The organism is Rothia sp. HMSC066G07 (genome assembly GCF_001814485.1).
Lineage (GTDB): Bacteria > Actinomycetota > Actinomycetes > Actinomycetales > Micrococcaceae > Rothia.
The window spans coordinates 1-19,894 of the sequence record NZ_KV816932.1; the positions used below are offsets into that span (position 1 = coordinate 1).

Consider the following 19,894-nt stretch of genomic DNA (forward strand, 5'->3'; position numbering starts at 1 on the left):
ATAGCGTCCAAGTTTCGGGGCGCAGTTCATCTGTAGTACCCGCCGGGTCTTCTAATAGTTTTAGGATTACCCCGCCTAATTGCTCTCACTGTGGAAGAGACGAGCATGAAGCTCCCCGTCAGCCTCGGTCACAATGATGACCGGCTTACCGCCCGCAACCTTGCGTGCGCGGCGGAGCACATCAGCCTCTTCTTCGCCGGGAGCAGCGGGAATAACATGACACTCCCCTCCTGCCTTCTGCGCAGTGAGCGCTACGAGTGCCTGGTGTTCTGGATTGCGGCGGGCAGACAGGTTGAAGCGTCCCGCGATGCGAGCTCGTTCTTTCATCACTTCGATGCTTGCCATTCTTCAATCCTTTCAAAATACACTTCAACAGCAAAGTCTACTACTTCTTCGTGGACGAACTTTGCTTCCCGAAAAACCCGGCGGGCTATCTGATGGATAGCCTGCCGGGTCCTTTTTGTCAGTTGCAGCACCTATTTTCGACTATTAAATAGTCCAATAATCAATACTGCTATCGAGACGCCGTAGAGAATTCCAAGCACTAGGTCGCTGACATTTGACACTACGTTCAAGATAATTGCCAGGATCAAGAACAGCATCCCAACAGGAACATACTTATTCGACTTCATACGCTCACGCTCCCTCAATCATCAACAGCGATACATCATTTTCGTAGCCATCCAGCTACCCATTTTCTGAATGACTATGGACGTTCGCCTTACTACCACGCTAGCACTCTGGGGTTAAAAACTCCCTTCACAACACAACTTTCTGCACCCCAACCGCACTCCCCCGCCCGCGCCTCCTCAAAGCACACATAAAACCACCCCCTCCGCAAGTTGTTCAATATTTAAAAATCTCTATTTTACTAATGAAGTAAAAATATTGGTATTACAGTGAAACACAAAATATGATACAATAAAAAATTAATAGTTTTATTATTTATCAAAGGGTGGTAAGCATTATGAAAAATATTTATATGTATGTTCAAGATACTATGGCCGATTGGGAACATGGCTATTTGATGCATGCACTAAGTTTGCAGGCTATGTTAGGAGAACCTAAAGTAAAATTATTAACGGTTTCTAACGGGAAAAAGTCTATAAAAACTGCTGGAGGAATGACAATTGTTCCAGATTTTAATCTATATGATATAGATATTGCGAATACAGATGCTCTATTGCTTATCGGAGGAGATAGTTGGTTAAACAATGAGCAAGATGACGTGTTAGAACTTGCCTCTAAACTACTACAAGAAAATATCTTAGTTGGAGCTATCTGTGGAGCCACTTTGGGATTAGCCGAAAAAGGAATTTTAGATAATCGATATCATACGAGTAATGCTTCATTCTTTTTAAGCCAGATGAGCCAACATTATCGAGGACATAGTTATTACAAAGATGAGATTGCAGTTCAAGACGGAAATCTTATTACCGCAAGTTCAGCCGGCTCTTTATTATGGGCTAAGTTAATTGTCGAGGAGTTGGGTCTGTATTCAAAAACTACAGTTGAAGCATGGTTTAATTATTTTTCAACGGGAGCCCATCAATATTATGGGGAAATGATGAACTCTCTAGCAAAAGACGCATTGTAAAGTTAGTATGAAAAAAATTATTTTCCTTCGTGGAGTAACACCGACTGGTACCAATAAAATTCCAAAAATGTCTTATTTAGTAGAAATCCTAACGGAAGTTGGGTTTTTAAATGTTCAAACATATATTCAGAGCGGAAATGTAATGTTAGAATCAGAGTTATCTGACGAAGAAATCAGAAAGTTAGTTCATGATACAATTTTGAATAAAATTGGAGCTGATTTATCAATAATTATCAAAGAAATTAATCAATTAGAGATTGCTATTCAAGAAAACCCATTTGATAATACTTATGATAGTTCTCGCGTTCATCTAGTTTTTACTAATGAACAGATTCCCGAAAGTACTCTAACAGAACTTAGTAGAGAGAATTTTGGAGATGAAGAGTTCTATGGTGGTCACGAGTGCTGTTACCTATATTTACCACGTGAAGCTCGAAAAAAACGTTTAAATACTAATTATCTTGAAAAGAAATTTGGAATTCGGATGACTATGCGAAAATTAAGTGTAGTTAATCGACTTTCAAAGTTTTAACCAGACAGAAAAGGATGGTCAAGTCCATACCACACAGACAAAAGAAGAGTTCTATCAATATTACGATCTAGATATGGCAGGCAAAGCCTATCATGAGATTGATTGAAGTAAGGTATACAAAGGAGAAGAACGATGATAGAAGAACGAATCCATGCTACAAAGCAGTATGTTAAAACTTTATTTGCTGATCGAGCGGATGGCCATGATGTAGAGCATACCCTTCGCGTCTATACCAATGCTATGAGAATCGCACAAGCAGAAGGTCTATGTGATATGGAGGTAGTGGGCTTGTCAGCTCTTCTTCACGATGCTGATGATGATAAATTATTTCAAACAGAGAATAATGCGAATGCTCGCACGTTTCTAGAAGAGATTGGTACTCCTCAAAACCAAATCGACCAGATTTGCCAGGTTATCAATGCTGTTTCTTTCAGCAAAAATCGCGGTAAACATCCAGAAACCATAGAAGGCAAGATTGTCCAGGATGCAGACCGCCTGGATGCGATAGGAGCTGTAGGAATTGCGCGAACTTTTTCCTATGGTGGCCACAAAGGGAGGCCCCTTACTGATACCATTCAACATTTCCATGACAAGTTGCTCCTCTTAAAAGATGAAATGAACACGGAGACTGCCAAACAAATGGCAGAAAGTCGCCATCAATTTTTAATCACCTTCCTAAATGAACTAGAAAAGGAATTGTACTGAATAAAACATTGAAATTAACTTTTATAAAAGACTCATTTGATAGGAAGATATGCTAAATCGACTATTACCCCCCCCCATTTTAAGATGTTCAATGCATTCAGACATCCTTATCTAAATCGAACAATTACCGGCACCTCCTCAAAGCAAACAAAAAACCACCCCCTCCGCAGCTTGTCGCCGCAAAGGGGGTGGTTTCTATATATGAGTTAGACCAGAAAGCCTAGTACTACTCAGCAGCCTCAGTGCTGGGCTTGGGGTCTTCGTTCACGCGGTTGCGGATATGCTCCACAATACGTGCCACAGCCTCATCCACAGGCACACCGTTCTCCTGCTTGTTGCCGCGGAAACGGAACGAAACAGCGCCGTGCTCCGCATCCTCACCGCCAGCAATCAGAATGAACGGAACCTTCTCAGTAGACGCAGTACGGATCTTCTTCGTGAAGCGATCCGAACCGTAATCCACCTCAACACGCACACCGTGCGCGCGCAGCTTGTCCGCAATCTCGGTCATGTAGTCGTTGAAAGCCTCAGCCACCGGCACACCAATCACCTGGACCGGCGACAGCCACGCCGGGAACGCGCCCGCATAGTGCTCAGTCAGCACGCCCAAGAAGCGCTCAATCGAGCCGAACTTCGCCGAGTGAATCATCACCGGCTCCTGCACGGTACCGTCCGCAGCCTGGTACTCCAGACCGAAACGGCTCGGCTGGTTGAAGTCATACTGAACGGTCGACATCTGCCAGGTACGGCCGATAGCGTCCTTCGCCTGAACCGAAATCTTCGGACCGTAGAACGCAGCACCACCCGGATCCGGGACGAGCTCCAGGCCGGTCTCCTTCGCAACCTGCTCCAGAACCGCGGTAGCCTCTTCCCACTGCTCATCAGTACCGATGAACTTATCCTTCTTATCACCCTCAGTGTCGCGGGTGGACAGCTCAAGGTAGAAGTCGGTCATGCCGAAGTCCTCAAGCAGGCTCAGCATGAACTTCAGCAGGTGACGCACCTCGTCCGGTGCCTGCTCCTTCGTCACATACGAGTGGGAGTCATCCTGAGTAATCATGCGCACACGAGTCAGGCCCTGCAGCACGCCGGACTTCTCGTCACGGTACACGGTGCCGAACTCGAAGAAACGCAGCGGCAGCTCACGGTACGAACGGCCACGAGAACGGTAAATCTCGTTGTGCATCGGGCAGTTCATAGCCTTCAGGCGGTAATGACCGTTATCCAGCTCCATGGGCGGGAACATGCCGTCCGCGTAGTACGGAAGGTGACCGGAAGTGTAGAACAGGTCTTCCTTCGAAATGTGCGGGGTGCTGACGTACTGGAAGCCTTCCTGAATGTGGCGGGTGCGCACGTAGTCTTCCATCTCGCGCTTAATCACGCCACCCTTAGGGTGAATCACCGGCAGGCCGGGGCCAATGTTCTTCGGGAAGGAGAACAGGTCCAGCTCACGGCCCAGACGGCGGTGGTCACGGCGCTCCGCCTCAGCGATGCGCTCCTTGTACGCCACCAGCTCGTCCTTAGTCGGCCAAGCGGTACCGTAAATACGCTGCAGCATGGGGTTCTTCTCAGAACCGCGCCAGTACGCGCCACCGGCACGCATCAGGGCGTAACCGTTAGCAATCAGCTTGGTGTTCGGCAGGTGCGGGCCGCGGCAGAGGTCCTTCCAGACAGTCTCGCCAGTCTTCGGGTGCACGTTGTCGTAAATGGTGATTTCGCCCTCGCCGACCTCCACGGATGCGCCCTCGGCAGCATCCGCACCAGAACCGGGGCCCTGGGTCAGGGAGAGCAGCTCCAGCTTGTACGGCTCGTTCGCCATCTCGGCGACAGCCTCGTCGTGGGTGACCACACGGCGGCGGAACAGCTGACCGGACTTGATGATCTTAATCATCGACTTCTCGATCTTCTTCAGATCTTCCGGGGTGAACGGCTCAGCCACATCAAAGTCAAAGTAGAAGCCGTCAGTAATGTACGGGCCGATGCCCAGCTTGGCGTCCTTGCGGTACTCCTGCACCGCCTGCGCCATCACGTGCGCAGCGGAGTGGCGCAGAACGTTCAGGCCGTCCGGTTCGTGAATGAAAACCGGCTCAACGGAGTCGCCAGCAGACAGCTCGTGGGAGAGATCAACCAGCACGCCGTTCACGCGTGCCACAACAATCTTCGGGTCGTCAGCGAACAGCTCAGCGGCAGTCTTCGCGGTGACCTCGCGCTCCTCACCAGAAACGCTAATAACAATTGCTGAAGAATCAGCGGCAGACATAAGTCTCCTTAACTCAGGCGCAAGCGTGCCACTCGGGGCGCCGCCGGTGCGCATACTATTCCGCACTGTACTGGTGCACGGACACACACCATCTTACAACGGCTCCCAGCCAACGCTCAGCTTGAGGGCAAACTAGTCCGCATGATGCTCACGCGTATGCTCGTACACGTCAACCACAATGTGGCTAATATGGTCGTCCTTCAGACGGTAAATGGTGGTGCGTCCCTGCTGCTCACGGTCAATCACGTGAGCCTCACGCAGGATGCGCAGGTGGTGCGAGGCGAGCGGCTGCGAAATACCCAGGCAGGTGTGCAGTTCGCTCACGCTGTGCGGGCGGTGCATCAGGTGGTGCGCAATCGCCAGGCGCAGCGGGTTCGCGAGCGCCGAGAAAATCGCGACGGATCCGCCGAACTGTTCCTCCCAGTCTTTGGGGCCGCTGCCTTCGAGGAGGGGCGCGTTGGCGGGCGCCTCGTGGGCGTGCTCCGCGGTGTGCTCTACGGCGTGCTCGGCTACGTGCTTCGCTACCTGCTCGGCGGCGTAGTGAGCGTGGGTGGTTTCGGTCTGGTCTGTGTGCTGGCTCTGAATCATAGTATTTTCACCTTATGTACAGGAAAGGGGGCACGTCAAGGAAGTGACGCCTGCGCGGCGTGCTTTCTTGAGCGTGCCCCTCTCCCCTATGTGCGCTGATGCTCGCGGGTGCGTCCGGCTAGCGGTTAGCGACTGCTACCTGCAGGTAACCTTCAGCGGACTTTACGCCCTTGTCGGTCACTGCGCGGTAGCGGACCAGCGGTGCGAAGCCCTGCTTATTCTTAGCAGATACCGCGATGCCCTGAGTGCCGTCGGGCAGGGTCACCACACGATAGGTGCCGTATTCGTCGCTGTAGGAGCTGACGACCTGGCCGCGTTCGTTGAGCAGCTCCAGCTTCTTCACGGTCTCGCCGCGGCGGTACGCACCGAAGGATGCTTCGTCATTGTTCAGGACTGCCACGTTCTGGGTGGTGCCCGAGTACAGGGAGACGGAGTCCTCACGTGCGATGGGGCTGTTCTTATCGACCACGTGCACCTTCAGCGGGATCGAGTACAGCTGTGCGGCTGCGCCCTTCTTCGCCTTCACATCGGACATGCGTGCGGGTGCCTTGCCGGTGCGGTTCACGGTGATGTTCGTGCCGTTGTCGCGGCGCAGGTCCCAGGTGGTGCCGGTGACGTCGTGGGTGTTCAGGTCAATCGAGTAGGTGCCGGTCTTGCCGTTGGAGGCAAAGCGGATGCCGGTCTCCGCGCTGGAGAACTGGCCGCCAGCAGTGTTGACCTTCTCCTTGTTGACCCAGCGGCTGGGGCGGAAGTTCGGGGTCTGCTCGATTTCCTGGAAGTTGTAGTCACGGGCGTAACGGTAGTTCGGGGAAACCTTGTGCGACTGGTGCACGCTCTGCGCAACCGCGGTTTCACCGGAGTAGACGGTGGCGTGGTGCTCGGCGGGCTGGTAGATCACGCCGGAGCCGGTGCCGGTCTTGCCGTAGGAATCCGAGGGGTACTTGAACTTCACGCTGGTATCTGCGCTGGCTGTGTTGCGGCCTGCACTGTTTTCAGCGGACTCGGTGTAGTTCACAGGCATCCACTGCACCTGCTGCCAGGGGAACTGGTTGCCGGTGAAGCCGCTGGGAACGAAGTTCGCGAACATTGCCGCCAGCTGCGGGTCTTCCTTGTACACGTTCTTACCCTGGCGGGCGTAGGGCGCGTAGGAGCTTGCCGCCTCCAGGTTGAATGCGTTGGTGAAGAGGTTGCGGTCCGCGATGATGAAGCCGTATTCCTTCATGGCGGTCAGGATCATGCGGGTGAGCTGGTCGTCGGCATGACCGGTGTTACGCAGGTGCTCTTCCACGTCAAAGTTCGCGGGCAGGAAGCCACGCTGGCCGGCGCGGGGCGCGTTCGGGTACTTGCTCATGTCCAGCTTGCCGTCGGTGCCCTTCGCGGGGAAGGAGGAAGTCAGCGCCGCATAGTCAGCCGCGGTGATGGACACCATGTGGTTGATCTTGCCGGCCTTGAGCTCGTCCACACCGATCTGGGTGAGCTCGTTCGCCATACCCACCACGGAGGAGGTGCCGTTCTTGAGGGTCAGCCAGTAGTTGTCTTCACCCACGCCGCCGAAGTTCGGCTTAGCGAGCATGTAACCGCCGGAGGACACGTGGTAGGTTGCCGGGTAGTCAACCGCAACGGGGATGTCCACGGTACCACGGGTGCCGGCGGGAATCTTGTAGGTAATCTCGCCGGTGGTCTCGTTGATGGACGCGCCGGGCACGTTCTTTGCCAGGCGGAACTTCGCGCCGCGAGCAATCGGGTAGGAGGTGCGGGCGTTGCCGGACTTCGCATCGATGCTCACGGGCGCCTTGATGGTGACGGTCTGACCCGCGTTGCCGCGGCCGACGTTGTCGTACTGAATCTTGGCGCTCTTGGGGGTGGATGCGTTGCCGCCGCCAACCTGCACGCGGGCGGTGCTGGTGTAGGTCTGTGCGTCTGCATCCTTGACGAACTTGAAGTAGGAGCGCCAGATGCCGGTCGCCTCGTCGTACAGGGCGACGGACTGGTCGCCGGAGAGGCCGTGGTCCTCGGCAAGCCACTTCGGGATCGGGACGCCGCCGGTGAGGATGCGCTTGTTCTCTGCATTGGCGTTGACACGGCCATCGCGGGAGACGACCTCGACGTACTCCTGGTGCGGGTTCGCGGAGTTCACGGCGAGGGTCGGGATATTCTCGTGGCCGCCAACGGTCTGGGCGCGGTCCTTCTTCACAGTGCCCGCGTTGATGGCGGTGGTGATGGGGTGGTTACCCGCATCGGCACTGTATTCGAGGAAGGTGCGGCTGATTTCGCTGCTATTGGCTACGACGGCTTCGGTGCCGGTGAGCTTCTTGGCGGCGAATGAATCACGGGCGAGCTTACCACTGAGGGGCGAGGTGTTCTCGGTGGTGGTCAGCTGCGCCTTAGTGAGGGAGGAGTTAACCGGTGCGAGGGTCGCGATGCTCTGTGCCTTCTGGTCGGGGTTCCAGTAGCAGGTCGGACCGGGCGCCACGTTGGTGAGGTTCGCCAGGGTCGGCACGGTGCGGTAGCCTGCGTCGACGCAGGTGGTACCGGCTACGTTACGGGTGGGGGCGGTTGCACCGAAGGTCGCGGGGAGGTTCGCGCCGGTGATGACGGTTGCCAGTGCTGCGGAGGCAGCGATGGTGGCACGGCGGCGGTTTGCCGGGCGCTGTGCCGGGTTTTTGGATGCAGTTGCGGTCATGTTTTTCTTTCGTTCGTGTCGGCTTATTTGAGTGAGTGCGTTTGTATGAACAAACACGGACGTGAGTGAAATATGCATCTGAGGGTGTGCCCGGGTGGGTCCTAATCTTCTGGCAGGAGTTCTCAGGAAACTCTCAGATAATCCCCATACCCTACATAGTCTTTTGGGTGAACGCAAAACGAGTTTGTGATTTTGGGCACCGATTTTTTGATAAAGGTTCAGGTTTAGAGTCACATCTCCTTGCACCTTTGTGCATTTATTGGTGTTTGAAGACGCAGAATTTGCACCGCAGTGTTTAGGCTTTACTCCTAGTCAAGCGAGGGTGATGTGAAGAAAACGAAAAATGTGCACGAGAAACTAAACCTTAAACCTTGAATTTCCCTGAAAGACGCGCCAAAACTTCCTGTTGAGTTTCTCACACGTGACCACAATCTGAGATTCTGCACCGAGAGCAGATAGCACCCCATGCACCGAGACGGGCACCAACCACCCCTCAAAGAGCGATTTTTGGCAACCACCACCCAGCAGGAGCACCCTGCTTTTCACCCCGCAGACCCCTCAAAACCCACACAAAACCCTAAAATTCACGTAAAAGTTCAAAGTTTCTGTGTGTTTATCAGCGCGTAACCATGCAAACGCACCATTCCCCCACTCGAGGTGCTGCACGCAGCTCCCAGCAACGACTCCAAGCCGCCCACCGGGGGCTTTATCAATGCAAAAAAGCACTCCGCATGTGCCTCAAAAACACATGCGGAGTGCATATATATTCATCTATAGCTACCACGGGTACACCCCGCAGCAGGTATCGGTAGCCCCCAGTATGGGTTCACGTGGGTTCTTCCGCAGTTGCTCACAGAGCCAGGGGAAACCACGGCGCCACGGGTTAACTACAGCGCAAAATAGTTACGGCGCACGATAGTTACAGCGCACCCGCCTCCGAGCAGACATTCACCAGCTCACCAATACCCTCAATACGGGTGCGCACCGTCTGCCCCGGCTTCAACCACTGACGCGGATGTAGCGACAAACCAACCCCTGCCGGGGTACCCGTCGCCACCAGGTCACCCGGCTCCAGGGTCATAAACCGCGAAATATAGGACAGCAGCTGCGCCGGGGTGAACACCATATCCGCCGTCGTACCGCGCTGACGCACCACGCCGTCCACCTCACAGACCAGCTCCAGACCGGCAACCGGGTCAACCTCATCGGGGCTCACAATCACCGGACCAAACGGAGTCATCGCATCCCAGTTCTTACCCTGGAACCACTCCGAGGAACGACCCTGCCAGTCACGCACCGACACATCATTCATGACCGTGTACCCCATCAGAGCCTCAAGTGCCTGCTCCTCCGTGGCATTACGCAGGCGAGCGCCCACGACCAGGCACAGCTCAACCTCCCAGTCGACCTTCGTGCTGCCAGTGCCGTCGGCGGCGGGCATGCGGATCTGCTCGCCGGGGCCAATCAGCGCGTTCGGGAACTTCGCGAACAGCGCCGGATGCTCGGGCACCTCAAGGTTCATTTCCGCGGCGTGGTCGCGGTAGTTCAGGCCAGCGCACACAATCTTGCCGGGCTTATCCAGCGGGCGAATAAAGGGTAGGGAGTTCCACAGCTCCTCGCCGTGGCCCATGACGGTCGCGCCGTTCTCCTTCAGGATCGCCACGGCGTTCTTCGGGTCGCCAAAGTTCAGGCGGAACCGGCTGTAGAAATTCAGTAGCGGGCTGAGCTTCGCCGGAAGCTCGTACACGGTCTCTTCGAAGAAGCAGACCGCGCGGCTGCCCTTCGAGTCTTTGATCTGTGCCCAACGCATGGATGCTCCTTCGCTTCAGGTGGGGATATATCGAATAGTTACGGATAAAAGTCAGAAATAAAACAACCTAGTGAAAACCGTTTTGGGCGTACACCTCAACGATGGCGTCTTCCAGGTCTTCCATGAGCAGGGCGGGGTTCGCGTCCTGCGCCGCGCCGACCGTGGCGGGGTCCAGCTCCATGCCGAGGGCACGGTACACATCCGCGGTGACCGCCCGCAGGGGTGCAGAATCAGAGACCACGATGCCGGTGCTAAACCACCAGCCGCCGGTCACCACACGCTGGGCGGTGCCGACCAGTTTAATGCGGCCGCCACCTGCGGAGGCGGGAAGCTGCGCGTGCACCGAATACTCGCCGGGGCAGTACTCCCCCGGGATTTCACCCATGCGCGCATCCACGCCGACTTCGCGTAGCGCCTGCGCGTACATGGAACCGAAGAGTTCGTAGCGTAGGGTGTTGCCGCTGCGGGCGTCGGTGGCGGGCTGAAAATGGTCCACGACCAGGCACCCCTGATGGTAGGCGGCGGCGTGCCCACCGACCTTGCGCACCAGCACCTCAAAGCCGTGCTCGGCGCACGCCGCGGAGGCCTCCGCGAAGCCGGGGTTCAGTTCGTCACGGCGGCCGAACGCAACCGTCGGGTTCGGCTGATACATGCGCAAGGTGGCTTCACGCTGCCCGCTTGCCACCTCGCGGAGCATCTGCACCGTCTGGTCGTGGTGAATGAGGATATCGCCGGATTCGGGGCCGGTCTCTCGAATAATCTGCACGTTCCTATTTTACGGTTACGCCCGTCACTACGGTGCATGGTCGGTGGGGCGTCTCAGGAGCGACGCGGAAGCAACCCAGAGGCAGCTCAGGAGGCGGCACTCGCCCGCTACGCCTCACACCGATTCCCCCTTGAATCTGTGCAAAATCATCGCCGATACCCCGCGGAATCCCAGCCGCCAATACATCCCGCCATATTCACATTTTTTATGCCGATTTTCTTCACTCCGTGAATCCAAACCATTACGATTAAAAGACTACGTGGCATCCCACACGTTGCCATAAGTACACAACACAGCATGACAACGCAGAAGAAACGCGCACCGTGGCGGAACCACCCACCACGGACCAAACTGTACGTTTCACACAAGGAGTACGGACATGACACAGTCCACCAACACAGCAGCAGCCGCTGCCCCCAGCCAGGAGGTGAGCGCAGCCCGCAAACAGCGAAACAAGCTGATCCTGCACGTTGCCATCATCCTCGTAGCGACCCTCGCCATCTGGTTCGTTCCCGCCCCCGAAGGCGTCGACCCGCGCGGCATGCACATGCTCGCCATCTTCGTCGGCACCATCCTCGGCCTGATCCTGCAGCCGCTGCCGACCCCGTCCGTGGCGCTCGTCGGCCTTGGCGCCGCAATGATTACCGGCACCATGGCGGCAAAGAACGAGGCGCTGACCGGCTTCGGTAACTCCTCCATCTGGATTATTGTTGCCGCGTTCTTCATCGCCGACGGCTTCCTCATCACCGGCCTGGGCAAGCGCATCGCACTTCTGTTCGTGCGTGCGCTCGGCAAGTCCTCCCTCGGCCTGTCCTACGGTATGGCAATCACCGACCTGGTTCTCGCCCCCGCCACCCCCTCCAACACTGCGCGTGCCGGTGGCGTGATTTACCCGATTATCCGTTCCCTCTCCGAGGTCAACGGCTCCACCAACGAAACCCCCGAATCACGCCGTAAGCTCGGCTCCTACCTGCTCATGACCGAGGCGCAGGTCAACACCATCACCTCCGCCATGTTCCTGACCGCAATGGCGGGCAACCCGCTGGCGCAGAAGTTCGCGCACGACCACAACATCAACCTCGACTGGGGTACCTGGGCCCTGGCCGCCATCGTTCCCGGTCTTGCCGCGCTGATTGTCATGCCGTGGATCATGTCGAAGATTTACCCGCCGACCATCAAGAAGACCCCGGACGCACCCGAGCACGCCCGCCAGGAACTGCACGAAATGGGCCCCATGAGCTCCAAGGAATGGATTATGCTCGGCACTTTCGTGCTGCTGCTGGTCCTGTGGATTACCGGCACCGCCCTGGGTATTGACGCCACCAGCGCCGCTTTCTTCGGCATCGGTATTCTGCTGGTGACTAAGGTCCTGACATGGAAGGACATGGCGAAGAACTCCAGCGCCTGGTCCACCCTCATCTTCTTCGCCGTGCTCGTGGGCATGGCCGACCACCTCAAGAAGCTCAAGGTCGTGGACTGGATTGGCCAGCAGGCCGCCCACAGCGTCAGCGGCATGGCATGGCCCATGGCGTTCGCAATCCTGGTTCTGGCCTACTTCTTCATTCACTACATGTTCGCCTCGAACACCGCCCAGATTGTTGCACTGTACGCAGTGTTCCTCGGCGCGGCCGTCGCGGCGGGTGTTCCGCCGATGTTTGCGGCGCTGTTCCTCGGCTTCATGGGTAACCTGATTGGCGGCATCACCCACTACGCCTCCGGCCCGGCCGGCGTGTACTACGGTTCCGGTTACTTCAGCGTGGGCGAATGGTTCAAGATCGGCTTCATGGCGGCTATCGTGAACCTCGTCGTCTGGGGTGTAGTCGGTACCGCGTGGCTGTTCGCGCTCGGCTTCGCCAACTAATAGCGCAGGCCCCGCGGCGGCCTAGCTCAGCGTAAAAGCGCTGTAGAAAGCCCGGTGTTCTCACGTGAATTTTCGTGTGAGAACACCGGGCTTTTACGCGCCCGCTAGCTTCCTAAAACAGGGCAAATCCTAGTATTCCCCCACCCCCTCCGCTAGGGTAGAAGAAAACCCCACAACACCTTGGAGGATGCCGTGCACCAGGACCAGCACATCACCGCCCAGACTACCTCTTTGCCAAACTCCAACCCGGCGCTGACCGAGCCGCAGCCGCTCGGCGCGTTCCCCGACGGGTTCCTCTTCGGAGGCGCTACCGCCGCCAACCAGTTCGAGGGCTCCTGGAACGAAGACGGCAAGGGCCCCAGCCTGCAGGATGTGCTGCCTGCCGGCGGCCTGTACCCGCGCACCGCGGAACCCACCGAGGACAACCTCAAGCTGGAGGGCATCGACTTCTACCACCGCTACCGCGAAGACATCGCCCTGCTCGCGGAGATGGGTTTCAAGGTCTTCCGCTTCTCCATCGCTTGGTCGCGTATCTTCCCCCGCGGCGACGAAGAAACCCCGAACGAGGCGGGCCTCGCTTTCTACGACCGCGTGCTCGACGAGCTCGAAAAGCACGGCATGGAGCCGCTCATCACCCTCAGCCACTACGAAACCCCGCTGCACCTGGTGGAGCAGTACAACGGCTGGACCAGCCGCGAGCTCATCGGCTTCTACGAACGCTACGCCCGCACCGTGTTCGCCCGCTACGGCAAGCGCGTGAAGTACTGGCTGACCTTCAACGAAATCAACTCGATGCTGCACCTGCCGTTCATGTCCGGTGGCATTAACACCCCGGCGGATCAGCTCAGCGACGCCGACCTGTACCAGGCAATGCACCACGAGCTGGTCGCCTCCGCACGCGCCACCGCTGCGGCACGCGAACTGGCACCGGGCGCACAGATCGGCTGCATGATTCTTGCCATGCCCACCTACCCGCTTACTCCCGACCCCGCCGACGTACTCGCCGCCATGCAGACGGAACAGGCAAACTTCGCGTTCGGTGACGTGCACGTGCGCGGCGCCTACCCCGGCTACTTCCTGCGTGCCCTGCGTGAGAAGGGCGTGGAGCTGAACGTCACCGAGCAGGACCGCGAGGACCTGAAGAACACCGTGGATTTCGTGTCGTTCAGCTACTACATGTCCACCTGCGCGACCGGCGACCCGGCACGAGGCGAGCGCGGCGAGGGCAACATCCTCGGCGGCGTGGCGAACCCGACCTTGCCCTCCAGCGAATGGGGCTGGCAGATCGACCCGACCGGCCTGCGCGTGGTCCTCAACCAGTATTGGGACCGCTGGCAGAAGCCGCTATTCATCGTGGAGAACGGCCTGGGCGCCCGCGACGAACTGGTTGAGGTGAACGGTGAGCTCACCGTGGAGGATGACTACCGCATCGACTACCTGCGCCAGCACCTGCGCGCGGTGCGTGAAGCCATCGAGGACGGCGTGAACGTGCTCGGCTACACCACATGGGGCTGCATCGACACGATTAGCGCCTCGACCGCGCAGATGTCCAAGCGCTACGGGTTCATCTACGTGGACCGCAACGACGATGGCTCCGGCACCCTGGAGCGCTACCGTAAGAAGTCCTTCCACTGGTACCGCGAGGTGATTGCCAGCAACGGCGCGGAGCTGTAACCGGTCAGGTTCTACCCCCGCCCCGCGAAACTAGCACGCGAAATTCACGGCGCGTGAAACTCAGGCCCCCTCGTAAGCCTGAGCCCCGCGAAACCAGCGACAAAAGGCCCCCGAGACTCTGAATCTCGGGGGCTTTTGCGCATGTCCGTTATGCCTAGCGCGGGCGGCTCTAGTCTGTAGGCAAATCTAGTCCATGGGTAGGTCATTCAGGCTGGTGGACACGTACTCCCACCAGGTCGGCACCAACCCAGCATTCATCGCAACCCTCTGCGACAGCATGTGCGACGGGCTCGTACCGTAGAACGGCAGGTACCCTTCCGCCAGGGTCAGGCGTGCAGCATCACGCACCAGCACGCTGGCGATGCCGGCGCCACGCCAGGCAGGCAGCACATCAATGCCAATCTGGCGCATAATCGGCGAATCGTCACTCAGGCCTACCATAGCGATAGGGTCTGCGAGCGCAGGGTCGCTCTCCCCCGCCGCGGGTGCATCAGGTGTATCCTCATCCACCGGGTAGGCGGCGAGCACCAGCACATCCGGGCGGGTCACGCTAAAACCTAGCGCGTTCGAGTAGCGCTTATCCCCGCGGAAGCGCTCAAACTGCTCAGCGTCCAGCAGCTCCACGCGCAGGCGGGTTACGCGCGCCTCCGTATCTTCCGGGTCAACCTCAAGCGCACCCGCGGAGGCGTTTGCCTCCCTGCGGATGGTGCGCTCGTCGGTGATTTCGGCAAGCAGCGCCGCTTTCAGCTCGGCGGGGTCAACGCGGCGCATCATGCCCACACCGGGCACGGCGCACTTGACCTCCTGCGCCTGCACGCCCTCGGGTACGACCGAGTTCAGCAGGGCGCGGCCGGGCGTGTAGTAGATGCTCGTGCCGCTGACCTGCTGGGTGTAGGGGGTGAGCAGTTCGTTGAGCTGGCGCAGCTGCGCGTAGTCACCCAGCCAGTTCGACTGATCGCCAAGCATGTAGTCGATAGCCTTCTCCAGCACGCGCGGATGCTTGGCGCAGAGAATGCCGACGCTCGCATAGTTGGCGACGCGCAACTCCCAGATGTCGTCGTTGCGACGGCGTGCGGCACCCATCTTCTCGGAGGGCGGCTGCACGGTGGCGAGCAGCGGCAGGCTCTCAGCTTCCGGGTAGTCGCGTAGCTCTTCGAGGGCGCGGCTAATCGAGCCGGGTGCCTGGCAGAAGTCCGCCTCCAGCTGGGTGTGCAGGATGTGCCGGGCACGGTCCGCGGTGGTCACAGCGCCCCGGTTCACAGGGCCTCGGTTCACAGCGTCGCGGATTGCCTGAGCTCCCCGGGCAGGTCCGGTTGCTTGAGTATCAGTCACGTAGGTTTCCTCTGGTTCAAGTTCTCGGCTAGTTCAGGATCTCAGCGAGGAACGCGCCGGTGTGCGAGCCCTTCACCTGAGCCACCTGTTCCGGGGTGCCTTCGGCAATCACGGTGCCGCCGCCGCTACCGCCTTCGGGGCCCATGTCGATAATCCAGTCGGCGCACTTGACCACATCCAGGTTGTGCTCGATGGTGATGACGCTATTGCCCTTGTCAACCAGCGATTGCAGCACGGCGAGCAGCTTGCGGATGTCTTCAAAGTGCAGGCCGGTGGTCGGCTCGTCCAGCACGTAGATGGAGCGGCCGTTGGAGCGCTTCTGCAGTTCGGTTGCGAGCTTCACGCGCTGCGCCTCACCGCCGGAGAGGGTGGTTGCGGGCTGACCCAGGCGAATGTAGCCCAGACCCACGTCCACGAGAGTGTTCAGGTGGCGCGCAATCGGGGTGAATGCGGCAAAGAACTCTGCGGCTTCTTCCACGGGCATTTCGAGCACGTCGGCAATGGTCTTGCCCTTGTAGTGCACTTCGAGGGTTTCGCGGTTGTAGCGCTTGCCATGGCAGGTTTCGCAGGGTACGTACACGTCCGGCAGAAAGTTCATTTCAATCTTCAGGGTGCCGTCGCCGGAGCAGTCTTCGCAGCGGCCACCCTTGACGTTGAAGGAGAATCGGCCGGGGGTGTAACCGCGCATTTTCGCTTCGCTGGTCTCTGCGAACAGCTTGCGGATGTGGTCAAACACGCCGGTGTAGGTGGCGGGGTTCGAGCGCGGGGTACGGCCGATGGGCGACTGGTCCACGTGAATGACCTTGTCCAGGTGTTCCAGGCCGTCGATGCTCTTGTGGCGTCCGGGTACCTGCTTGGCGCCGTTGAGCTTGTTCGCCAGGGAGGTGTACAGAATGTCGTTGACGAGGGTGGACTTACCCGAGCCGGATACCCCGGTCACCGCGGTGAATACGCCCAGAGGGAAGGACACGGTCACGTTCTTGAGGTTGTTTTCGCGGGCGCCGCGCACGGTCAGCTGACGCTTCTTGTCCACGGGGCGGCGGGATGCGGGCACCTCAATAGTGCGGCGGCCAGCCATGTAGTCGCCGGTAATGGACTTGGTGTTCTTCAGCAGCTCCTCAAAGCTGCCGGAGTGCACGATTTCGCCGCCGTGCTCGCCGGCGCCGGGTCCTACATCCACAATCCAGTCGGCTTCGCGCATGGTGTCTTCGTCGTGCTCAACCACGATAAGCGTGTTGCCCATATCGCGCAGCTTGGTCAAGGTTTCGATGAGGCGGCGGTTATCGCGCTGGTGCAGACCGATGGAGGGCTCGTCGAGCACGTAGAGCACGCCGACCAGGCCTGAACCAATCTGGGTTGCGAGGCGGATGCGCTGCGCCTCACCGCCGGAGAGCGTACCGGCGGAGCGTGAGAGGGTCAGGTAGTCCAGGCCCACATCCAGCAGGAACTGCAGGCGCGCGTCAATTTCTTTGAGGACCTGCTCGCCAATCTTGGCTTCGCGGGCGCTGAGCTGCAGGCCGCGCACGAAGGCGAGCGCGTCAGCCAGGGACAGGTCGGTGATGTCTGCGATGGACTGGCCGCCAACCTTCACGCCGAGGATGGTCGGGTTCAGGCGCGCGCCACCGCAGGAGGGGCAGGCGACCTGGCGCATGTACTGTTCGTAGCGGTCGCGGGCGAAGTCCGATTCGGTTTCTTCGTGCTTGCGCTTGATGTACGCCTTCACGCCCTCGAATCCGGAGGTGTAGCGGCGTTCGCGGCCGAATCGGTTGCGGTAGGAGACCTCAACCTTGTAGTCCTTGCCGTCCAGAATGGCGGCGCGGGTCTTGGCGGGCAGGTCCTTGAAGGGGGTGTTCAGGTCGAAGCCGAGCTCCTCCCCCAGGCCTGCGAGCAGGCGCAACCAGTATTCGGTGGTTGCTTTGCCCTGCGACCAGGGGGCGATAGCGCCCTCGCCGAGGGTCAGGTCGGGGTTGGGTACGAGCAGTTCGGTGTCTACTTCCAGGCGCGAGCCGATGCCGTCACAGGCGCTACATGCGCCGAACGGCGAGTTGAAGGAGAAGGCGCGCGGCTCGATGGTGTCGATCTGCAGTGGGTGGTTGTTGGGGCAGGCGAGGTTTTCGCTGAAGGAGCGGGTGCGTTCGGGGTCGTCCTGCTCGCGGTCCACGAAGTCGATGAGTACGCGGCCGTCGGCGAGCTTGAGCGCGGTTTCGATGGAGTCGGTCAGGCGCTGGTGAATACCGTCCTTAATGACGATGCGGTCGACGACCACCTCGATGGTGTGCTTGTACTGCTTGGCGAGCTTGGGCGGGTCGGAGAGCTGCACGGTTTCGCCGTCCACGCGGGCACGCGAATAGCCCTGGGTGAGCAGGTCCTTGAAGAGGTCCACGAACTCGCCCTTACGTGCGCTGACGACGGGCGCGAGGATCTGCAGGCGGGTGCGTTCGGGGTACTCCTGCAGAATGTCCACGATCTGCTGCGGGGTCTGCTGGGTGATTTCTTCGCCGCATTCGGGGCAGTGCGGGTGGCCGATGCGCGCCCAGAGCAGACGCATGTAGTCGTAGATTTCGGTGATGGTACCGACGGTTGAGCGCGGGTTTTTGGAGGTGGACTTCTGGTCGATAGACACCGCCGGGGAGAGGCCCTCGATGAAGTCTACGTCGGGCTTGTCAACCTGGCCGAGGAACATACGCGCGTAGGAGGACAGCGACTCAACGTAGCGGCGCTGACCTTCCGCAAAGATGGTGTCGAAGGCGAGGGAGGACTTACCGGAACCGGAGAGGCCGGTGAAGACGACCATCGCATCGCGCGGAATGGTGAGGTCTACGTTCTTGAGGTTGTTTTCGCGGGCACCCTGAACCCGGATACTGGTCAGGTCGTTCGCTTTGAGTGCGGTGCTTCCGTGTGCCGGGCGGGGTGTCATCGAAAATCCTTTCGTCTTAATCTTCGAACTTAAATTCTACACCCTCATACCTTTCACCGGTGCGATTATGCGGGCGGTGAAGGCATGAGGGTGCAGTACTTATATGAGGTGGACTGTCAGGCGCGATTTACCAGCCGCGGGTTCCCCACTCTTCCAGGTGGGGGCGCTCATCGCCGAGGGTGGTGGAGCGGCCGTGGCCGGGCAGCACGATAGCGTCGTCCTCGAAGCCGCCGAAGAGTTTTTCGAGCACATTGGAGAAGAGCTCGCCGAACTGCTGCGGGGAGTCAGTCTTGCCCACGCCGCCGGGGAAGAGAGTGTCGCCGGTGAACAGCAGGGTTGCGGGAGTGCCGTCTTCCCAGGTGGTTTCGAGGGTGTAGACGATGGATCCGGGGGTGTGGCCGGGCACGTGCAGGGCGCGGATGACGGTGTCAGAGAGGTAGAAGTCGAAGCTTTCGCCGCCGGTCAGCTCCTCTTCGACGGTGTAGTCTTCCAGTTCCTTAATCTCAGCGGCGTCAGCTGCACCCGCGGAGGTGACGGCACCGGTGAGGTGGTCGAGCTCCTTAATAGCGCGGATGTGGTCCCAGTGGCCGTGAGTAACCAGAATGCCGGTCAGACCAATAGCGCGGGGCCTGATGGAGTTGAAGTCCTCTTCCTTCTCCATGACGCGCACGCGGCGTTCTTCACCATCTGCCAGTTCGAGCTGCGGGCAGTCGTGCAGGAGCGCGTCAAGAGTGAATGCGTAGAGTTCTTCTGCATCGTCTGCAGGGTCGATGAGTACCTGCTCGCCGGTGGCGCGCATGGTAATGAGGTAGACGCTGTTGTCCATCTCGGAGACACTGAACGCACGGACGGTCAGTTCGGGGTTCTCAAAGATGAGGGTAGGTTCGGGGTAAGTAGTCATAGTTCCAGTGTAGGGGTTGTGACCGCACAGCAGTTACCTATGCGTAATACTCCCCTATCAGCGCATTCGGCGTTGAACGCGCGGGATACATGTACGGGTTGCATGTGTGCGGGATGTATGTGCGGGATGCACAGGGAACAGATTCTGGAGCACGCTCAGTACAGATTAGGCTCAGTACAGATTGGGTTCAGCACGGATTAGGTCCCGGCTGGATCCCGCCTGGCTGAGGGTTCAGTGAAATTCAAAAGTCCGCTGAAATTCAAAAGTT

The 19,894-nt window shown here is 58.4% G+C and carries 14 protein-coding genes; 5 read left to right on the forward strand and 9 right to left on the reverse strand.

Going from position 1 to position 19,894, the window contains the following annotated elements; all coding sequences use genetic code 11:
- Window positions 1-75: 75 nt before the first annotated feature.
- Window positions 76-345, reverse strand: a complete 270-nt coding sequence (locus tag HMPREF2971_RS07250; RefSeq protein WP_070678239.1) for an aminotransferase — start codon at window positions 343-345, stop codon at window positions 76-78.
- Window positions 346-967: 622 nt separating this feature from the next.
- Here HMPREF2971_RS07250 and HMPREF2971_RS09120 point away from each other — a divergent pair.
- From HMPREF2971_RS09120 to HMPREF2971_RS07255, 3 genes are all read left to right on the forward strand, one after another.
- Window positions 968-1,597, forward strand: coding sequence for a DJ-1/PfpI family protein (locus HMPREF2971_RS09120; RefSeq protein ID WP_080975296.1), 630 nt, complete (start codon window positions 968-970; stop codon window positions 1,595-1,597).
- A gap of 7 nt (window positions 1,598-1,604) precedes the next feature.
- Window positions 1,605-2,129: a DUF1697 domain-containing protein gene (locus tag HMPREF2971_RS09125; RefSeq protein WP_080975295.1), complete on the forward strand. Its 525-nt coding sequence runs from the start codon at window positions 1,605-1,607 to the stop codon at window positions 2,127-2,129.
- Between the two features lie 132 nt (window positions 2,130-2,261).
- Window positions 2,262-2,834 (forward strand): HD domain-containing protein, encoded by a 573-nt coding sequence (locus HMPREF2971_RS07255; protein WP_049347345.1) that lies wholly within the window; start codon window positions 2,262-2,264, stop codon window positions 2,832-2,834.
- A gap of 226 nt (window positions 2,835-3,060) precedes the next feature.
- Here the strand turns inward: HMPREF2971_RS07255 and thrS are convergent, their stop codons facing one another.
- The 5 genes from thrS to HMPREF2971_RS07280 all read right to left on the reverse strand — a co-directional run bounded on the left by thrS (window position 3,061) and on the right by HMPREF2971_RS07280 (window position 10,941).
- Window positions 3,061-5,094, reverse strand: coding sequence for a threonine--tRNA ligase (thrS, locus tag HMPREF2971_RS07260; RefSeq protein ID WP_049350123.1), 2,034 nt, complete (start codon window positions 5,092-5,094; stop codon window positions 3,061-3,063).
- Window positions 5,095-5,226: 132 nt separating this feature from the next.
- Complete coding sequence (locus HMPREF2971_RS07265; RefSeq protein ID WP_070692151.1) at window positions 5,227-5,682, reverse strand: ArsR/SmtB family transcription factor; 456 nt, start codon at window positions 5,680-5,682, stop codon at window positions 5,227-5,229.
- Between the two features lie 118 nt (window positions 5,683-5,800).
- On the reverse strand, window positions 5,801-8,365 hold the full coding sequence (locus HMPREF2971_RS07270) for a Rib/alpha-like domain-containing protein (protein ID WP_070692153.1): 2,565 nt from the start codon (window positions 8,363-8,365) through the stop codon (window positions 5,801-5,803).
- 919 nt (window positions 8,366-9,284) lie between these two features.
- The gene (locus HMPREF2971_RS07275; protein ID WP_005505816.1) at window positions 9,285-10,175 is read right to left on the reverse strand and encodes a fumarylacetoacetate hydrolase family protein; all 891 of its coding nucleotides are present in this window, start codon (window positions 10,173-10,175) and stop codon (window positions 9,285-9,287) included.
- A gap of 67 nt (window positions 10,176-10,242) precedes the next feature.
- The gene (locus HMPREF2971_RS07280; protein ID WP_049342038.1) at window positions 10,243-10,941 is read right to left on the reverse strand and encodes a lipoate--protein ligase family protein; all 699 of its coding nucleotides are present in this window, start codon (window positions 10,939-10,941) and stop codon (window positions 10,243-10,245) included.
- A 379-nt stretch (window positions 10,942-11,320) separates the two neighbouring features.
- Between HMPREF2971_RS07280 and HMPREF2971_RS07285 the strand changes: the two genes are divergently transcribed.
- Entirely contained in the window at window positions 11,321-12,802 is a 1,482-nt protein-coding gene (locus tag HMPREF2971_RS07285; protein WP_070692155.1) for an anion permease, read from the forward strand.
- A 192-nt stretch (window positions 12,803-12,994) separates the two neighbouring features.
- Window positions 12,995-14,476, forward strand: coding sequence for a glycoside hydrolase family 1 protein (locus tag HMPREF2971_RS07290; protein ID WP_070692445.1), 1,482 nt, complete (start codon window positions 12,995-12,997; stop codon window positions 14,474-14,476).
- A gap of 186 nt (window positions 14,477-14,662) precedes the next feature.
- On the opposite strand, the gene HMPREF2971_RS07295 is transcribed toward HMPREF2971_RS07290, so the two are convergent.
- From HMPREF2971_RS07295 to HMPREF2971_RS07305, 3 genes are all read right to left on the reverse strand, one after another.
- Window positions 14,663-15,808, reverse strand: coding sequence for a GNAT family N-acetyltransferase (locus HMPREF2971_RS07295; protein WP_070692157.1), 1,146 nt, complete (start codon window positions 15,806-15,808; stop codon window positions 14,663-14,665).
- Between the two features lie 28 nt (window positions 15,809-15,836).
- Window positions 15,837-18,725, reverse strand: a complete 2,889-nt coding sequence (gene uvrA, locus HMPREF2971_RS07300) for an excinuclease ABC subunit UvrA (RefSeq protein ID WP_070692159.1) — start codon at window positions 18,723-18,725, stop codon at window positions 15,837-15,839.
- Window positions 18,726-18,852: 127 nt separating this feature from the next.
- On the reverse strand, window positions 18,853-19,626 hold the full coding sequence (locus HMPREF2971_RS07305) for an MBL fold metallo-hydrolase (protein ID WP_070692161.1): 774 nt from the start codon (window positions 19,624-19,626) through the stop codon (window positions 18,853-18,855).
- Window positions 19,627-19,894: the final 268 nt, after the last annotated feature.

Coding starts and splice junctions, on each gene's coding strand:
- HMPREF2971_RS07270 (WP_070692153.1), bottom strand. CDS start 8,365: ATGACCGCAACTGCATCCAAAAACCCGGCACAGCGCCCGGCAAACCGC.
- HMPREF2971_RS07305 (WP_070692161.1), bottom strand. CDS start 19,626: ATGACTACTTACCCCGAACCTACCCTCATCTTTGAGAACCCCGAACTG.
- HMPREF2971_RS09125 (WP_080975295.1), top strand. CDS start 1,605: ATGAAAAAAATTATTTTCCTTCGTGGAGTAACACCGACTGGTACCAAT.
- HMPREF2971_RS07265 (WP_070692151.1), bottom strand. CDS start 5,682: ATGATTCAGAGCCAGCACACAGACCAGACCGAAACCACCCACGCTCAC.
- HMPREF2971_RS07275 (WP_005505816.1), bottom strand. CDS start 10,175: ATGCGTTGGGCACAGATCAAAGACTCGAAGGGCAGCCGCGCGGTCTGC.
- thrS (WP_049350123.1), bottom strand. CDS start 5,094: ATGTCTGCCGCTGATTCTTCAGCAATTGTTATTAGCGTTTCTGGTGAG.
- HMPREF2971_RS07255 (WP_049347345.1), top strand. CDS start 2,262: ATGATAGAAGAACGAATCCATGCTACAAAGCAGTATGTTAAAACTTTA.
- HMPREF2971_RS09120 (WP_080975296.1), top strand. CDS start 968: ATGAAAAATATTTATATGTATGTTCAAGATACTATGGCCGATTGGGAA.
- HMPREF2971_RS07285 (WP_070692155.1), top strand. CDS start 11,321: ATGACACAGTCCACCAACACAGCAGCAGCCGCTGCCCCCAGCCAGGAG.
- HMPREF2971_RS07250 (WP_070678239.1), bottom strand. CDS start 345: ATGGCAAGCATCGAAGTGATGAAAGAACGAGCTCGCATCGCGGGACGC.
- uvrA (WP_070692159.1), bottom strand. CDS start 18,725: ATGACACCCCGCCCGGCACACGGAAGCACCGCACTCAAAGCGAACGAC.